A 15,920-nucleotide genomic window follows, 5' to 3' on the forward strand; every position below is an offset into this window, starting at 1 on the left:
TGGGCAACTTGGCGAAGTAGCCGTGCCGCGCGGTGGGCGACCGCGGAGAATCCCCGGTCGCCCACCGCGCCGCCGGCCTCACACGCCGACCGGTTCCTCCGCGCGCACGAACTCCCGCAGCCAGGCGAGGAATCCGGGCCCGAGGTCCTCGCGCTCACACGCGAGCCGGACGGTCGCGCGCAGGTACTCGGCGCGGTCCCCGGTGTCGTAGCGCCGGCCGGAGAAGACGACGCCGTGCACGGGACGGCCCGCCCGGACCAGGGCGCGCAGCGCGTCCGTCAGCTGGATCTCGCCGCCGCGTCCGGGACTCGTGCCCCGCAGGACCTCGAAGATCTCGGGATCGAGGAGGTAACGGCCGATGATCGCGAGGTTGCTGGGCGCGGTGCCGGGCTCCGGCTTCTCGACCAGGTCGGTGATGCGCACGCCCGCGTCGGCGCCCGACGGTCCCTCCACGGCGGCGCAGCCGTACTGGTGGATCGCTTCCGGACCCACCTCCATGAGGGCGACGACGCTGCCGCCGTGCCGTGCGCGCACCTCGGCCATGCGGGCCAGCAGCGGGTCCCGGGGGTCGATGAGGTCGTCGGCCAGGAGTACGGCGAACGGCTCCCGGCCGACGTGCGGGGCGGCGCAGAGGACGGCGTGGCCCAGCCCCTTGGGATCCCGCTGGCGCACGTAGTGGATGTCGGCGAGTTCGGTGGAGGCGCAGACGCTGTCGAGCTTGTCCTGGTCGCCGCGGCGCTGGAGGGCCTCCTCCAGCTCGTAGTTGCGGTCGAAGTGGTCCTCGAGCGGTCGCTTGTTGCGGCCGGTGACCATGAGGATGTCGGACATCCCCGCCGCGACCGCCTCCTCCACCACGTACTGGATGGCCGGCTTGTCGACCACCGGCAGCATTTCCTTGGGGGTGGCCTTGGTCAGCGGGAGGAATCGCGTGCCGAGTCCCGCAGCGGGGATGACTGCCTTGGTTATCCGGTGAGGTGTGGAATTCATGCCGCTGACGCTAGAGGCTGTCCGGCGCCACCGGCTCGAATTCCCGCTCTTCTGCGCCTACTTGGGCATTTCGGGATTCGGTTCCGGCGACGCCGCAATGCCCCGGCGGACGAGCCGCCACAGCTCTCTCAGCTCGGCGACCACGGCGCCGCGGCCACCGCCCGCACGGCCGCGGCGCGCTCGTACGACGACCCCGCCCACCAGATGGGCCGTCAGCAGGGCCGCGGGGCGCGGCCCTACCTCGGGGCTCAACTGACCCTCCTGCGCGGCTTGCTCGAGCAGCTCCCTGACCTCCGGGTACCAACAGCTGCACCAGGCCGGACCTGCGCCGGCACGCTCCTGCGTGAGCCGGGCGGCCGCGCGTACGACCGCGTCGTCCTCGATCAGGCAGCCCAGTTCGAGGACCAACGCGGAGACGGTGTCCAGCGCCGGGCCGCCGCGGGCCGTGACGTCCTCGACCACTCTGCGGGTGGCCTCCCGCCCCGAATCCTCGACGGCCGAGGCCAGCTCCCCCTTCGCGGCGAAATGGAAGGTGAGGGCTCCGATGGATATCCCTGCGGAACGGCTAAGCCGGGACAATGACGTCCCGTCATATCCGTTGCGGTCGAATTCTGCGGCGGCCACCGATATCAGGTGGTTACGGGTGCGCACGCCGCGCTCTTGCTTTACCACTGCACAATCACTGCCATCCAGGTCGTTCCTGACTCACCAATGGGTCCTGTCGCGGGATGGCGACCTCCAGCGTCGCCCCGGGTGCCGGCCGCACACAACGCCGACTTGACGAAGAAGCACCCGCCCCCTCCACCGCCGCCCTCACGACGGAGCCCGGATACCAACGTGCCCAAGTCACGGGAGGGGCGCTACATCTACGCTAGAAAAAAAACGAACGTTCTGTACTCTGATGGTACCTACGACGCACGCCGACGTCCGCAGTGAAGGGGGATACAGATGACGGCACTTACGAGGACCAGAGCTCTGGGGGCCGGGGACACCACCCTGGACGAGTTCACCGAGCGCCTCTTCGGCCACTTACCGAGAGCCGACCAGCGCCGCTGGGCGCGGGTCTACCTGCAAGGACTGCTCACCACGCCCGGCAAGAAGTCCGTCCGCCGGCTCGCCGCCTCCGTGACCGAGTCCCCCACCGCCTCCCAGTCCTTGCAGCAGTTCATCAACGCGAGCCCGTGGGAGTGGGATCCGGCGCGCACCGAACTGCTCCGCTGGGTCGAGGAACGGCACACGGTCCGCGCCTGGACGATCGGGCAGGTGGCCTTCCCCAAACGGGGCGAGCACTCGGTCGGCGTACACCGCCGCTTCGACCCGGCCGCCGGACGCATCGTCAACTGCCAGTACGGATACGGCCTGTTCCTGTCCCTGGGCGGTACGAACACGCCCGTCGACTGGCGCCTGCTCCTACCCGAGAACTGGTCGGCCGATCCCACCCTGCGCCGCCGGGCGCGCATCTCGCCGGAGGTCGCCCATCAGACCCCGGAATCCCTCGTCCTCGGGCTCGTCGACTCGATCGCCGCCCGCACCTCGTCGGTGCGCGCCCCCGTGATCGCCGACTTCAGCCGCCTGAACGGCGCCGCCGCGCTGATCGGCATGCTCGGCCGCCGGGGCCACGACTTCCTGGTATGCGTCCCGCCGAGCCTCACGGTCAGCCCCGCCGGTCCGGCGCACGGGGCCGAGCCGGCCCGGATGCCCGTGCGGATGCCCGCCCGGATGCCGGTGCGTGCGACCAGCGCGGGGGATTTCGTCCGCCTGGGGAACACCAGCCACCCGTACGCCGCGCAGCTCGGCGGTCCCGACGCGCGTGCGCAGCGGCCGCGCATCCACTCGGGACTGGTCCGGGTGCCCGGCGGGGAGACCGGAGTGCCGGGGGCGCAGCAGACGTACCGCCTGTTCGGCGAACGGCGGCCGGGGCCCGGCCTGCGGGGCGGGCCGGTCTGGCTGACGAACATGAGCCGCCACCGGATGGACGACCTGCTGTTCCTGGTGCGGCAGTCGGCGCAGACCGCCGCGGTGCTCGGGACGCTGGCCGACGAGTTCGGCCTTCTCGACTTCGAAGGCCGCTCCTTTCCGGGGTGGCACCACCACATGACGCTGATGTCGGCGGCGTTCGCGTACAAGTCCATGCCGAACGCGCCGGAGGCGCGGGAGGCTCGGGAGTACGCGGCCTGACGGAGCGCGGGCCCGGGGGGCGGGTGCGGCGCCGCCTCGGGGAACCCGCTCCGCCGGGCACCGGGCTCCGCCCGGACCCGCGCCTCAAGCGCCGGCGGGGCTGAAACGTGCGGCCCCGCCGGCCAGGCGTCAGGCGCGGATCAAGGACAGCACCTCGTCGCGGACCTTGGCCAGGGTGGCTTCGTCGCGGGCCTCGACGTTCAGGCGCAGCAGCGGTTCGGTGTTGGAGGCGCGGACGTTGAACCACCAGTCCGTGCCCGTCGCCGTCAGACCGTCCAGCTCGTCCACCGTGACGCCCTCACGGTCACCGTAGGCCGCCTTGACCGCGGCCAGCCGGCCCGCCTGGTCCGCGACCGTCGAGTTGATCTCCCCCGAACCCGCGTACCGGTCGTAAGAAGCCACCAGACCCGACAGCGGCCCCTCCTGCCCGCCAAGAGCCGCCAGCACGTGCAGCGCCGCGAGCATGCCGGTGTCCGCGTTCCAGAAATCCTTGAAGTAGTAGTGCGCCGAGTGCTCACCACCGAAGATCGCACCCGTCTTGGCCATCTCCTCCTTGATGAAGGAATGCCCCACCCGCGTACGCACCGGCGTGCCGCCGTTCTCCCGCACCACCTCCGGCACCGACCACGAAGTGATCAGATTGTGGATCACCGTGCCGGTGCCGCCGTTGCGGGCCAGCTCCCGCGCGGCGACCAGGCGGTGATCGCGGACGGCGAGACGCCCACGCCGCGCTCGTCGACGATGAAGCAGCGGTCCGCGTCCCCGTCGAAGGCGATACCCAAATCGGCGCTCTCGGCAAGGACCCGGGCCTGGAGGTCGACGATGTTCTTCGGATCCAGCGGGTTCGCCTCGTGGTTGGGGAAGGTCCCGTCCAGCTCGAAGTACATCGAGACCAGGTCCAGCGGAAGGCCCTCGAACACCGTCGGAACGGTGTGACCACCCATACCGTTGCCCGCGTCCACCACCACCTTCAACCGGCGGATCGCCGTCAGGTCCACCAAACCGCGCAGGTGGGCGGCGTAACCGGTGAGGGTGTCCTGCTCGGTGACCGTGCCGGGAACCGTGCCGGCCGAGATGGCCGGGGCGCCCTCCTCCGACCACTTCTCCACCAGCTCACGGATCTGCGACAGACCCGTGTCCTGACCCACCGGCGCCGCACCCGCCCGGCACAGCTTGATCCCGTTGTACTTCGCCGGATTGTGCGAGGCCGTGAACATCGCACCCGGCAGACCCAGCGAACCCGACGCGTAGTACAGCTGGTCCGTCGAACACAGCCCGATCAACGTCACATCCACACCACGGGCGGACGCACCCCGCGCGAACGCCGCCGACAGACCCGGCGAAGACGGCCGCATGTCATGACCGACCACGATCGCCGACGCACCCGTCACCTCCACGAACGCGGCACCGAACAGCTCCGCCAACGACTCGTCCCACTCGTCCGGCACGACACCACGCACGTCATACGCCTTGACGATGTTCGAAAGGTCGGGCATGTCCACTCCTCCACGGGTAACCGGATGTGCTCCGGACGCTACCCGCCCCCTTCCCCGCCACAGCCCGCCCGCGCCCATCCCACCGAGGCTTTGGCAGATCGCCGTCACCCCGGGACGGCCCCGCCCCGCTCCCGGTACCACCGCGCCGCCCGGCCGAGCCGGGCCACTGGTCCGGGCCCCGGCTCGATGCCCGCGAGCCGCCATGCCGTGTCCGCCCGGTACCAGTGGTCCCGGGCCAGCAGCGTGAACTGCCGCTCGCTCACCCATCCCGGGGTTCCGGCCAGCGCGTCGAGGCACGCGGTCCACGGCCAGTCCTGCGCGGGTCGCTCCGCCAGCACCCGGTGGCGGGCGAGGGCGTCCATGAGGTCGCCGCTCCGCACCGGCTCCGGATGGTGGGCGTGCAGGACGCCCGAGGCCCCGGCCGCGTCGCCGCCGCCCAGCCCGAACGCCACGATGAGCCGCGCGAGATCGTCGACGTCGACGAACGAGGCCAGCCCCTCGCCCCCGCCCCATCCGGCCGGTACCCGCCGGAACGCGTCCACGAGGGCCGGTACGACCCACCGGTCCCCCGTCCCCAGCACCAGCCCCGCGCGCAGGACCAGTCCCCCCGCGTCGAGCACCGGCTCCTCTCCCGCCAGGCGGCTGCGACTGGCCGCCGACACCGGAGCGGGCGTCAGCTCGCCCACGTCCGGCCCGCGGTGCGGTCCCGGCCCGTAGACCGCGCAGGTCGACAGCTGCACGATGCGCCGCACTCCCGCCCGCCGCGCCTCGGCCACCAGGGCCCGGGCGCCGTCCGCGTTGACGGCGGCGCACCGTTCTGCGTCCGGTCCGATGTAGGAGGCCAGCGACAGCAGGACGTCCGCGCCGTCGCACACCCCGCGCAGGGACGCGGTGGTGGCCAGGTCGGCGTCCGCCCACCGCGCCGCGTGCCCGGTGGCGGGGGGAGGCGTACGGGACACCGCGCGCACCACGGCCTCCGGTGCCTGCGCGGCCAGCCGTCGCAGCACCGCCGAGCCCACGAATCCCGTCGCCCCGGTGACGACGACGCGGGGCGCGCTCACACCAGCTGCTCGGGTTCCGCCGGCTCCGCCGGCCGGGAGGGCTCGGACGGCCGCAAGGTCAGCCGCAGTCTCGCGCGGGTGTCCTCCGTGGCGACGGCGGGCAGCAGGTAGCGCCACAGCGAGGCGATGCGCTGCGGCAGGTCGGCCCGGCCGGTGGAGGCCTGGGAGAAGAGCTGCGCGCCGGTGAAGGAGCTGACCAGGACCCACGCCAGTTCGTGGTCGTCGATGTCCGGCTGGAGCTCCCCCTTGGACCGGGCGAAGCGCAGCTGCTGGCGGAACTCGAGGACCCAGGCCTGGTACGCGACGTCATCGCGCAGGCCGAACTCCCCTTGTTCGACGGCCAGTCGTACGCCGGCGCGGAGCACGGGATTGTGCTGGAGCTGCTCGGCCAGGTAGAGGGTGATGTCCACCAGGTGCTGCAGCCCGTCCTCCCCCTCGGGGAACTCCAGGCCGTCGCCCTGCCCGACCATGACAGCGTAGGCGAGCTCCTCCTTGGAGCCGAAGTGGAAGTACATCCCGCCCTGCGTGACGTCCGCCCGCTTCATGATCTTGCTGATGCTGGCGCCGCTGAAGCCGAACTCGTCGAAGACCTCCGCCGCCGCGCGCAGGATGGCCGCTCTGGTCTGAACTGCCCTTAGTTGAGGCGCACGTTGTCGCTTGCGGTCCGACATTGGGGTACCTAACTTCCTCGACAAAAAAAACGAACATCCTTTATTTTAGGACCCATCGCCGTACAGCACCAGCTCATGTCCGACGTTTCAAGGGGGGCTCAACCATGACTGTGTCAGCTGACCACTCCGTCTCGACCGTCTCCGTACTCAGCAGCGCGTTACCGCGCGAGTACGTGCACAAGAGCGCACACTCCGAGGTCCTGCTCACGGGGTGGCGTGCCGTCGCGCCCGACGAGTTCGTCATCACCGCCCAGTGGCCCCGGGCCCACAGCTTCTACTCACCGGACGCGAGCGGCCACCACGACCCCCTCCTGCTGGCCGAATCCGTCCGGCAGGCCATCCCGCTGCTGAGCCACGTCGCGTACGACGCCCCCTTCGGACACCGGCAGATCTGGGACACCTTCACCTACTCGATGAACGCCGCCGCCCTCGTGGTCGGTTCGGCGCCCGCCGACATCACGCTGCACATCACCTGCTCGGACATCACCCGCCGGGGCCGAAGACTGGCCGGCCTCACGATGCACGTCACCGCGACCCGCGAAGGGGAGCTGCTGGGCACCGCCGAAGCACGTTTCACCAACCAGCCGCAGGCCGTCTACCAGCGGCTGCGCGGCCACAACGCGGACCTCGCCCAAGTGGCCGCGCGCATGATCCCGCTCCCTCCGCCGCTGACGCCCCGCCGGGTGGGCCGCGACCGCTTCCACGACGTGGTCCTCTCCCCCACGAGCACGACCCACCGCACCCAGCTCCGGACGGACGTCAACCACCCGATCCTCTTCGACCACCCCGTGGACCACGCCCCGGGCATGCTGCTCCTGGAAGCCGTCCGGCAGGCGGCGTACGGCTGCGCCTTCCCGCGGCGCGGGGTCCTGACCGACCTGGAGATACGGTTCTTCCGCTACGCGGAACTCGATGCGCCCTGCTGGATCGAGACGACCCCCGCCCCCGGCGGGATGACCGCGTCCGGCCGCCTCCCCGTCCGCGTCCACGCCCGCCAGAACGGCGCGGACGTCTTCACCGCCACCGCGACGATCAGCGCGACACCCGCCCTCGCCCTCTGCTCCGCGTTCTGACACGGCGTCCGGTGTTCCGGTCCGGGGCGCACGCCCCGCCGGAACACCGGACGGCCGGGGCCCACCGCCCAAGGGGTCCAGACCTGCTCCGGCTCGCCCGGAACGACTGTCAGTACAGCTGCATCACGGCCGGCTTCACCGGCTGACTCAGGTACGGGAGCCCAGAGCGGCCACGGCGTCGACCAGCCGGTCCCAGAACCGCTCGGTCTCCAAGGTCATCGCGACCCGCGCGTTGACCGGGAGGTCCAGGGAGCGGTGCAGGTCGACGACCGTGGCCCCCCGCGTGTACTGGCCGCGCAGCTCCACGACCACCCCCGCCGGCACGCAGTGCACGAGCCCGGGATCGATGACCCGGGCGACGGCGACGGGGTCGTGCAGCGGCGGGCTCTCGAAGCCCCACAGCCTGCGGTAGGTGCCGCCGAAGAACGACAGCAGTCCGGCACAGGTACGGCCGAGCTCGGTGCCGAGCCCCTCGAAGCGGGCGAGCACCTCGGGGGTGGCGAGCGCCTGGTGGGTCACGTTGAGGCCGCACATCGTGAGCGGCACACCGCTGCGGAAGACGATGTCCGCGGCTTCCGGGTCGGCCTGGATGTTGAACTCGGCGGCCGGCGTGCGGTTGCCGCGGTCGGTGGAACCACCCATCAGGACGATGTCCCGGATGTGCGCGGCGGCGTCGGGGTACCGGGTGAGCAGCAGGGCGATGTTCGTCAGCGGCGCCGTCGGCACGAGGGTGACGGGCTCCGGGTGCGTGGTCAGGATGCGGTGGATCAGCTCCACGGCATGCCCGGGGACCACGTCCACGGTGGGTTCGGGGAACCGGGGCCCGTCCAGGCCCGATTCCCCGTGGACGTCGTCCGCCACCGCCAGCGGCTGGACCAGCGGCCGGTCGCAGCCGGCGGCGACGGGCACGCCCGTGATGCCCGCCACCGTGCAGACGCGGCGTGCGTTGAGGGTGGTCTTGGCCAGCGTCTGGTTGCCGGCGACCGTGGTGATGGCGAGCAGGTCGACCGCGGGATCACCCGCCGCCAGCATGATCGCCAAGGCGTCGTCGTGGCCGGGGTCGCAGTCGATGATGATCGGAACAGGCACGCTCACTCCTCACAACCGGGGCATCCGGGCATCCGGGGCATCTGCCGCACCCAGTCTGCCGCTTCGCGTCCAGGCTCACGCGGAGGGAACCGCGCGGGACCGGGCCGTCCGGCCCGCGCCGGGCCCCGGTCGCGCGGGGCCGAACCTCTCGGCGGCCCGTCCGCCACCGCCGACCCGGACGGGCCGGGGCCGTCAGCGATCCGTATGGACTCGGCCGGGCGGCGTCAACGTCGCGTTACGGGGTGGCCGGGGGTTGGCCGGTACGGGGATAGCTTCGGGTGCGCGCTCCCGATCGCCTCCCCGCGCCCGGGGCGCCGTCCGCCACTCGTGGTTCCCCAGGGAGGGCCCCATGTGCTTGTTCCAGTACGACGACGATCCCGAACCCGAAGAACGGGTCCCGGCCGGGCTCCTGTACGTGCCGGCCCGGCCGGGAGGCGCGCACGTCACCGTGCGGCTGTTCCGCACCCCCCTGGGTGCCCGCACCGCCGTCGGTTTCACCAGCCCGGACCGGCTGGCCGCCACGCTCGGCGCGGCGCAGCCCTGGATCCGGCTCTCGGCGTCCGCGCTCCGCGCGATGGCCGAGCCGCTCGGCGCGGCCCTGCTGACCGTCGACCCGGCGCTCACCGCCCCCGCGGCCGCCCCGGCCCCGGCCGCCCCGCTCCCGCCCCGCGCGGCCGTGGGCGCGGCCGCGGCAGCGGCCGCCCGCCGGGAGGGCTCGTCGTGACCACGGCCCTGCTCTCCGAGGGCCGGGCCGGCGCCGACGACCTGTCCATCTGGCCGGCCTCCACGACACGCCTCGCGCACGGCGGGCTGGCGGTGGGCGGAGTGTCCCTCGCCGAGGCCGCCGAACGGTTCGACACCCCGGTCTACGTCCTGGACGAGGGCGAGGTGCGCGGGCGCTGCCGGACCTACCGGGACGCGTTCCCCGACACCGACGTCCTCTACGCGGCGAAGGCCTTCCTCTCCCGGGCGGTGGTGCGCTGGGTCCAGGAGGAGGGGCTGGGCCTGGACGTGTGCTCCGCCGGGGAGCTGGAGCTCGCCGTCACCGCCGGTTTCCCGCCCGAGCGCATCGTGCTGCACGGCAACGCCAAATCGCCCCGCGACCTGGCGGCGGCGCTGCGGCTCGGCGTGGGGCGGATCGTCATCGACGGCCCGTCGGAGATAGCCCGGATCGCGGCCGCGGTCGGTCCCGGGGGCCGCCAGAAGGTCATGGTGCGGGTGGTGCCGGGGGTTACGGCGGGGGGCCACGACAAGATCCGTACCGGTACGGAGGACCAGAAGTTCGGCCTGTCGCTCACCGACGGGGGCGCGCAGCACGCCATCGCCCGGATCCTGGGCCGGCCCCGGCTCGAACTGACCGGCCTGCACTGCCACATCGGCTCCCAGATCACCGACGTGAGGCCGTACCTGGTGGCCCTGCGCCGCATGGTGGGCCTGATGGCCCGCGTCCGTGACACGCACGGGCTCGTCCTGCCCGAGCTGGACCTGGGCGGCGGCCACGGCGTCGCCTACCGGCCCGGCGAGCCCGCCCTCGACCCGGCCGCGCTGGCCCGACGGATGCGCGCCGAGCTCGTCGCGGGCTGCGCCACGGCCGGGCTGGCCGTGCCGCGGCTCCTCATCGAGCCCGGCCGGGCCGTCGTGGGACCGGCCGGTGTGGTGCTGTACCGCGTGCTGGCGGTCAAGCGCACCGGCGAGAAGGTGTTCGTCGCGGTCGACGGCGGCATGAGCGACAACCCGCGCCCGGCCCTGTACGGGGTGCGCTACGCGCCCCGGCTGGTCGGCCGGGCCTCGGCCGCCGCACCCCGTACGGCCATGGTCGTCGGGCGGCACTGCGAGGCCGGTGACGTGCTCGCGGCGGACGTGGAGCTGCCGGGCGACGTCCGGCCCGGCGACCTGCTCGCCGTACCGGTGGCCGGCGCCTACCAGCTGTCCATGGCCTCGGGCTACAACCTCGTCGGCCGCCCCGCGGTCGTCGCGGTCCACGAGGGCTCGGCCAGGGTCCTCGTACGGCGCGAGACGCTGGAGGACTTCCGCACCCGGGACATCGGCGCGTAGCCCCGCCGCGGGCGGCCGGCCCGGCGTCAGGACGGCGTCTGGTCCGCCGCCCGCCAGACCGTGGTGATGTTGCAGAACTCCCGGATCCCGTGGCCCGACAGCTCCCGCCCGTACCCGGACCGCTTGACTCCGCCGAAGGGCAGGGCGGGGTGCGAGGCCGTCATGCCGTTGACGAAGACGCCGCCCGCCTCCAGGTCCCGCGCGGCCTGCTCGACGTCCTTCTCGCGGCGGGTCCAGAGGTTCGAACTGAGCCCGAAGGGTGTGTCGTTGGCCCGTTCGACGGCCTCGTCCAGGCTGCCCACCCGGTACAGGGTGGCGACGGGCCCGAAGGCCTCTTCCTGGTCGATGCGCATGGCGGGCGTGACATCGGCCAGCACCGTCGGCTCGTAGAACCAGCCGTTCGCGTGCCGGGGCGGGCGCCGGCCGCCGCACAGGACGCTCGCACCGTGTCGTACGGCGTCGTCCACCAGCTGCTCCAGGTCGCGTCGCCCGGCCTCGGTGGCCAGCGGTCCGACGTCGGTGGACTCCTCCATCGGGTCGCCCACCGTGAGCGCCCGCATCCCGGCCGTGAAGCGCTCGGCGAACTCGTCGTGGACGTCGGTGTGGACGATGAAGCGCTTGGCGGCGATGCAGGACTGCCCGTTGTTCTGCACGCGGGCGGTCACCGCGGTGCGGGCGGCCCGGTCGATGTCGGCCGAGGGCATCACGATGAACGGGTCGCTGCCGCCGAGCTCCAGGACCGTCTTCTTGACCTCGTCCCCGGCCACGGAGGCGACCGCCCGGCCGGCGGGCTCACTGCCCGTCAGGGTGGCCGCGGCCACCCTCGGGTCGCGCAGGACGCCCTCCACGGCCGCGGAGCCGATGAGCAGGGTCTGGAAGCAGCCGCGGGGGAAACCGGCCCGGTGGAAGAGACCGCCGAGGTAGACGGCGGTCTGCGGGACGTTCGAGGCGTGCTTGAGCAGGCCCACGTTGCCGGCCATCAGGGCGGGCGCGGCGAACCGTACGACCTGCCACAGGGGGAAGTTCCACGGCATGACGGCGAGGATCACGCCGAGCGGCCGGTAGGCCACCCGGACGGCGGCCGCTCCGGCGTCGCGCACGTCGTCGGGGGCGGGGTGCTCGTCGGCGAGCAGGGCCTCGGCCCGGGTGGCGTACCAGCGCATGGCCTTCGCGCATTTGGCGGCCTCGGCGCGGGCCGCCGCCAGCGGCTTGCCCATCTCCGTGGTCATGGTCCGCGCGATGTCCTCCGTCTCCGCCTCCAGGAGCGCGGCCGCGCGGGTCAGGAGCTCGGCGCGCTCCGCGAAGGAGGTGCGGCGGTACGCGGCCGCCGTGGCCGCGGCGTCCGCGAGGCACCGCTCGATGCCCCGTGCGTCGAGCGGGTCGAAGGTGCGCAGCGTCTGGCCGGTCGTCGGGTTCACGGTGGCGATGGGCATGGTGGGACCTTCCTACGGGGGCGGCCGCCTCCCCTCGACCCTCCCCCGCACGGCGGGCCCGCGCAACGCGGCGCACCGGCGGGTCGCGTACGGCCTCGGACCGCGACGGGACGGGGCGGGTCAGACCGCGTCGTCGCACGCGGCGCACACCAGGTCCGCGTGCTGCGGCGGGTACCACGTGGCACCGGGCTCCGCGGCGGGCGTCCACGGGGCGGCCTCCATGGCGAACGTGTCCCTGCCGCAGAGGGTCCTCGGCCCGGGCACCGAGGTCTGCCCCGGGGCGGTGGGCGCGGCGTGCACCCGCCTGACGGACGGGTCCGGCCGGCCGACCTCGTACACGACGACGATCCCGCTCATACCTCGACGGTAGGCGGCCCCGGAGCGGCGCGCCCGCTGGCCGGCGCCGGCCAGTACGCGGCCTTGTCCCGGGCCGGCAGCAGTACGGCCGCCAGCAGCGGGAAGACGGCCGCCAGGGCGAACAGCACGGGGTAGCCCCGTGCGGCGATCAGCGCGCCGGCCAGCGGCGGGACGAGGACCACGGCGGCGTGCTGGCCCATCCCGTTCACTCCCAGGGCCCGGCCCGCCCAGTCGGGGCCGGCGTATTCGGCGACCGCGGTGTTGTGCAGTCCGTTGGTGCTGACCGTCAGGCCCGAGGCCAGCAGCAGGGCCGCCGTGCCGGCCGCCGAGTTCCACGCGGCGCCGGCGGCGAGCAGGGCCAGGTCGGCCGTGGTGACCAGCGCGAGCAGCCGCATCGGCCGGATCCGGCTCGCCACGGTGTCGGACCACCAGCCGGCGAGCAGCCGCACCCCGGCGCCGGCCAGATTGGCGGCGGCCAGCACGCCGCCGGCGGTGGCGGCGGACCAGCCGCGGACCTCGGTCAGGAAGAGCAGCGCGAATCCGGTCACCACGAACTGCGGTACGCACAGCGCGGCGGCGGCGCCGTGCAGCCGCCACAGGTAGCCGCCGCGGTAGGGGGACGCGGAGGCCGGTGCGCCCGCCGGGCGCCGGGGGCGCGGCGGATCGGCGGCGCACAGGGCGATGGCGATGCCCGCGGCCGCGCACAGCGCGGCGCAGAAGCCGAAGGCCGCGGCGAGGCCGAAGTGGTGGGCGAGCGGCGGCAGGGCGGCCGCGGCCACCGCGGTGCCCAGCGGCTGCGAGGCCTGCCGGGCGCCCATCGCGATGCCCCGGCGGTCGGGCGGGAACCAGCCGATGACCAGCCGCCCGGAGGCCGAGTTGACGGAGGAGCCCGCGGCGCCGGTCAGGACCAGCAGCGCCGCCAGCGCCGCGGCCCCGTGCACGGCGGCCGCCGCGGCCGTGGCCGCGGCGGCGGTCAGCAGGCCGGCGGACAGGGCGAGCCGCTCCCCGTACCGGTCGGCGACCACGCCCCAGCCGATCAGCCCGAGCAGGACCCCGATGATCGGGCAGGAGACGAGCAGACCGGCGCCGGCCAGGGAGAGCCCGAGTTCCCGCTGGAAGGCGGGGATCAGGTAGGCCAGGCCGTAGAGCACCGTGGTGCTCGCGGCCTGGCCGCCCGTGCCCAGGGCGAGCATCAGCCAACTGCGCGGGACCCTCTGCTTGGTCATGCCGCCACCCTAACGAGACCGCCGGATGATGAGACGAATCGTTTCGTATGGCGAGACAACGGTCCTCGGTCTCCTCCGGGCGGCACATCCTGACGAATCATCAGGTCAAGTGTCCCGGACTCTTGACTCCGCGAGCGGCAGTGGCGATCGTTTCGCATCACACCCTGTTCGGGCCATGACAACCCAGGCCGCGTGTCCCCATTCCCCGACCGAAGACGTGAGTGATGACGATGACTGGACACCCCTACCGCCGGCATCGGCCCCTCGCGGTGCTCGCGCTGTTCCTCGCCCTGGTGGCCATGGTGCTCGGCCCCGCGGCCACCTCCTCGGCCGATCCCGGCTGGTGGAACCCGGTCGCGCGGCCCGCACCCGACTCGGAGATCAACGTCACGGGCGAACCCTTCAAGGGGACGGACGCGCAGGGCCGGGTCCGCGGCTTCGTCGACGCGCACGACCACCTGATGTCCAACGAGGGCTTCGGCGGCCGGCTCATCTGCGGCAAGCCCTTCTCCGAACAGGGCATCGCCGACGCGCTCAAGGACTGCCCCGAGCACTACCCCGACGGCAGCCTCGCCGTCTTCGACTTCATCACCAAGGGCGGCGACGGCAGACACGACCCGAACGGCTGGCCGACGTTCAAGGACTGGCCCGCTCACGACTCCCTGACCCACCAGCAGAACTACTACGCGTGGGTCGAACGGGCGTGGCGCGGCGGCCAGCGGGTCCTCGTCAACGACCTCGTCACCAACGGCGTGATCTGCTCGGTGTACTTCTTCAAGGACCGCGGCTGCGACGAGATGACGGCGATCCGCCTCGAAGCGCGCAAGACCTACGAGATGCAGGCCTACGTCGACAAGATGTACGGCGGCCCGGGCAAGGGCTGGTTCCGGATCGTCACCGACTCCGCGCAGGCCCGCGAGGTCGTCGAGCAGGGCAAGCTCGCCGTGGTCCTCGGCGTCGAGACCTCCGAACCCTTCGGCTGCAAGCAGATCCTGGACGTCGCCCAGTGCAGCGAGCAGGACATCGACCGCGGCCTGGACGAGCTGCACCAGCTGGGCGTGCGCAGCATGTTCCTGTGCCACAAGTTCGACAACGCCCTGTGCGGGGTCCGCTTCGACCAGGGCGCCCTCGGCACGGCCATCAACGTGGGCCAGTTCCTGTCGACGGGCACCTTCTGGCAGACCGAGAAGTGCCGGGGCCCGCAGCACGACAACCCCATCGGACTCGCGGCGGCTCCCTCCGCGGAGAAGCGGCTCCCGGCGGGCGTGGCGGTCCCGTCCTACGCGGCGGACGCGCAGTGCAACACCCGCGGCCTGACCGAGCTCGGCGACTACGCCGTGCGCGGCATGATGAAGCGCAAGATGATGCTGGAGATCGACCACATGAGCGTGAAGGCCGCGGGCCAGGCCTTCGACATCCTGGAGTCCGAGTCGTACCCGGGCGTGATCTCCTCGCACAGCTGGATGGACCTGGACTGGACCGAGCGGGTGTACCGCCTGGGCGGCTTCATCGCCCAGTACATGGGCGGCGCCGAGGGGTTCAGCGCGGAGGCACGGCGCACGGACGCCCTGCGCGACAAGTACGACGTGGGCTACGGCTACGGAACGGACATGAACGGCGTCGGCGGCTGGCCCGGCCCCCGCGGCGCCGACACCCCGAACCCGGTGCGCTACCCCTTCCGCAGCACCGACGGCGGCTCGGTCATCGACAAGCAGACCACCGGCGCGCGCACCTGGGACCTCAACACGGACGGCGCCGCGCACTACGGGCTCGTCCCGGACTGGATCGAGGACCTCCGCATCGTCGGCGGCCAGGGCGTCGTGGACGACCTGTTCAAGGGCGCCGAGTCCTACCTGACCACCTGGGGCGGCTCCGAGAAGCACAAGGCGGGCGTGAACCTCGCCGCGGGCGCCGCCGCCTCGGCCTCATCCGCCGAGTGGAACCCCTTCACCAGCTACGCGCCGGGCCGGGCCGTGGACGGCAGTACGGGCACCCGCTGGGCCAGCGACTGGAGCGACGACCAGTGGCTGCGGATCGACCTCGGGGCGCCCGGCCTGGTCAAGCGCGTCACGCTCGACTGGGAGCGCGCGTACGCGAAGTCGTACCGCGTCGAGCTGTCGTCCGACGGCACGAACTGGCAGTCCGTGTGGTCCACGACCGCCGGCGACGGCGGCCTGGACACGGCACGGTTCACCGCCACCCCGGCCCGCTACGTACGGATCCACGGCATCCAGCGCGGCACGCAGTGGGGCTACTCCCTCCACGAGGTGGGCGTGTACAGCAGCTGACCCCGA

At 72.9% G+C, this 15,920-nt stretch carries 13 protein-coding genes and 1 pseudogene; 5 read left to right on the forward strand and 9 right to left on the reverse strand.

Annotation, left to right across the window (positions count from 1 at the left end; translation table 11 throughout):
- Nucleotides 1-78: 78 nt before the first annotated feature.
- The gene (galU, locus tag BGK67_RS06835) at nt 79-987 is read right to left on the reverse strand and encodes a UTP--glucose-1-phosphate uridylyltransferase GalU (RefSeq protein WP_069919063.1); all 909 of its coding nucleotides are present in this window, start codon (nt 985-987) and stop codon (nt 79-81) included.
- 57 nt (nt 988-1,044) lie between these two features.
- Nucleotides 1,045-1,638, reverse strand: a complete 594-nt coding sequence (locus BGK67_RS06840; protein ID WP_244291160.1) for a TetR/AcrR family transcriptional regulator — start codon at nt 1,636-1,638, stop codon at nt 1,045-1,047.
- Between the two features lie 297 nt (nt 1,639-1,935).
- Here BGK67_RS06840 and BGK67_RS06845 point away from each other — a divergent pair, with 297 nt between their 5' ends.
- Nucleotides 1,936-3,165, forward strand: coding sequence for an IS701 family transposase (locus tag BGK67_RS06845; protein ID WP_069919065.1), 1,230 nt, complete (start codon nt 1,936-1,938; stop codon nt 3,163-3,165).
- 129 nt (nt 3,166-3,294) lie between these two features.
- Here BGK67_RS06845 and BGK67_RS06850 read toward each other — a convergent pair.
- The 3 genes and pseudogenes from BGK67_RS06850 to BGK67_RS06860 form a co-directional block, all read right to left on the reverse strand.
- A pseudogene (locus BGK67_RS06850) lies at nt 3,295-4,661 on the reverse strand (phosphomannomutase/phosphoglucomutase).
- Nucleotides 4,662-4,765: 104 nt separating this feature from the next.
- Nucleotides 4,766-5,722, reverse strand: coding sequence for an NAD-dependent epimerase/dehydratase family protein (locus BGK67_RS06855; RefSeq protein ID WP_069919066.1), 957 nt, complete (start codon nt 5,720-5,722; stop codon nt 4,766-4,768).
- Nucleotides 5,719-6,393: a ScbR family autoregulator-binding transcription factor gene (locus tag BGK67_RS06860; protein ID WP_069919067.1), complete on the reverse strand. Its 675-nt coding sequence runs from the start codon at nt 6,391-6,393 to the stop codon at nt 5,719-5,721. Before BGK67_RS06860 ends, BGK67_RS06855 begins: the two co-directional genes overlap by 4 nt.
- A gap of 104 nt (nt 6,394-6,497) precedes the next feature.
- On the opposite strand from BGK67_RS06860, the gene BGK67_RS06865 reads away from it, so the two are divergent.
- Nucleotides 6,498-7,466: a ScbA/BarX family gamma-butyrolactone biosynthesis protein gene (locus BGK67_RS06865; protein ID WP_069919068.1), complete on the forward strand. Its 969-nt coding sequence runs from the start codon at nt 6,498-6,500 to the stop codon at nt 7,464-7,466.
- 147 nt (nt 7,467-7,613) lie between these two features.
- On the opposite strand, the gene BGK67_RS06870 is transcribed toward BGK67_RS06865, so the two are convergent.
- Nucleotides 7,614-8,555: a nucleoside hydrolase gene (locus tag BGK67_RS06870; protein WP_079154058.1), complete on the reverse strand. Its 942-nt coding sequence runs from the start codon at nt 8,553-8,555 to the stop codon at nt 7,614-7,616.
- A gap of 349 nt (nt 8,556-8,904) precedes the next feature.
- Here BGK67_RS06870 and BGK67_RS06875 point away from each other — a divergent pair, with 349 nt between their 5' ends.
- On the forward strand, nt 8,905-9,279 hold the full coding sequence (locus BGK67_RS06875) for an SAV_915 family protein (protein ID WP_069919069.1): 375 nt from the start codon (nt 8,905-8,907) through the stop codon (nt 9,277-9,279).
- The gene (gene lysA / locus BGK67_RS06880; protein ID WP_069919070.1) at nt 9,276-10,610 is read left to right on the forward strand and encodes a diaminopimelate decarboxylase; all 1,335 of its coding nucleotides are present in this window, start codon (nt 9,276-9,278) and stop codon (nt 10,608-10,610) included. Before BGK67_RS06875 ends, lysA begins: the two co-directional genes overlap by 4 nt.
- 26 nt (nt 10,611-10,636) lie before the next feature.
- On the opposite strand, the gene BGK67_RS06885 is transcribed toward lysA, so the two are convergent.
- From BGK67_RS06885 to BGK67_RS06895, 3 genes are all read right to left on the reverse strand, one after another.
- The gene (locus tag BGK67_RS06885; RefSeq protein ID WP_069919071.1) at nt 10,637-12,043 is read right to left on the reverse strand and encodes an NADP-dependent succinic semialdehyde dehydrogenase; all 1,407 of its coding nucleotides are present in this window, start codon (nt 12,041-12,043) and stop codon (nt 10,637-10,639) included.
- Nucleotides 12,044-12,163: 120 nt separating this feature from the next.
- Nucleotides 12,164-12,400 carry a hypothetical protein gene (locus BGK67_RS06890; RefSeq protein ID WP_069919072.1) on the reverse strand — a complete coding sequence of 79 codons (237 nt, stop codon included), beginning with the start codon at nt 12,398-12,400 and terminating at the stop codon, nt 12,164-12,166.
- Nucleotides 12,397-13,626, reverse strand: coding sequence for an MFS transporter (locus BGK67_RS06895; RefSeq protein ID WP_069919073.1), 1,230 nt, complete (start codon nt 13,624-13,626; stop codon nt 12,397-12,399). Before BGK67_RS06895 ends, BGK67_RS06890 begins: the two co-directional genes overlap by 4 nt.
- Nucleotides 13,627-13,850: 224 nt before the next feature.
- Here BGK67_RS06895 and BGK67_RS06900 point away from each other — a divergent pair, with 224 nt between their 5' ends.
- On the forward strand, nt 13,851-15,914 hold the full coding sequence (locus BGK67_RS06900) for a galactose-binding domain-containing protein (RefSeq protein WP_244291161.1): 2,064 nt from the start codon (nt 13,851-13,853) through the stop codon (nt 15,912-15,914).
- The last annotated feature ends 6 nt before the right edge of the window (nt 15,915-15,920 follow it).

Origin of the sequence: Streptomyces subrutilus, from assembly GCF_001746425.1 — a bacterium.
In the GTDB taxonomy this organism is placed as follows: domain Bacteria; phylum Actinomycetota; class Actinomycetes; order Streptomycetales; family Streptomycetaceae; genus Streptomyces; species Streptomyces subrutilus_A.

What these genes read in the sequence shown, in the direction of transcription:
- galU (WP_069919063.1), bottom strand. Translation starts at nt 987, where the DNA reads ATGAATTCCACACCTCACCGGATAACCAAGGCAGTCATCCCCGCTGCG.
- BGK67_RS06845 (WP_069919065.1), top strand. Translation starts at nt 1,936, where the DNA reads ATGACGGCACTTACGAGGACCAGAGCTCTGGGGGCCGGGGACACCACC.
- BGK67_RS06860 (WP_069919067.1), bottom strand. Translation starts at nt 6,393, where the DNA reads ATGTCGGACCGCAAGCGACAACGTGCGCCTCAACTAAGGGCAGTTCAG.
- BGK67_RS06865 (WP_069919068.1), top strand. Translation starts at nt 6,498, where the DNA reads ATGACTGTGTCAGCTGACCACTCCGTCTCGACCGTCTCCGTACTCAGC.
- BGK67_RS06875 (WP_069919069.1), top strand. Translation starts at nt 8,905, where the DNA reads ATGTGCTTGTTCCAGTACGACGACGATCCCGAACCCGAAGAACGGGTC.
- BGK67_RS06885 (WP_069919071.1), bottom strand. Translation starts at nt 12,043, where the DNA reads ATGCCCATCGCCACCGTGAACCCGACGACCGGCCAGACGCTGCGCACC.
- BGK67_RS06890 (WP_069919072.1), bottom strand. Translation starts at nt 12,400, where the DNA reads ATGAGCGGGATCGTCGTCGTGTACGAGGTCGGCCGGCCGGACCCGTCC.
- BGK67_RS06895 (WP_069919073.1), bottom strand. Translation starts at nt 13,626, where the DNA reads ATGACCAAGCAGAGGGTCCCGCGCAGTTGGCTGATGCTCGCCCTGGGC.
- BGK67_RS06900 (WP_244291161.1), top strand. Translation starts at nt 13,851, where the DNA reads ATGACGATGACTGGACACCCCTACCGCCGGCATCGGCCCCTCGCGGTG.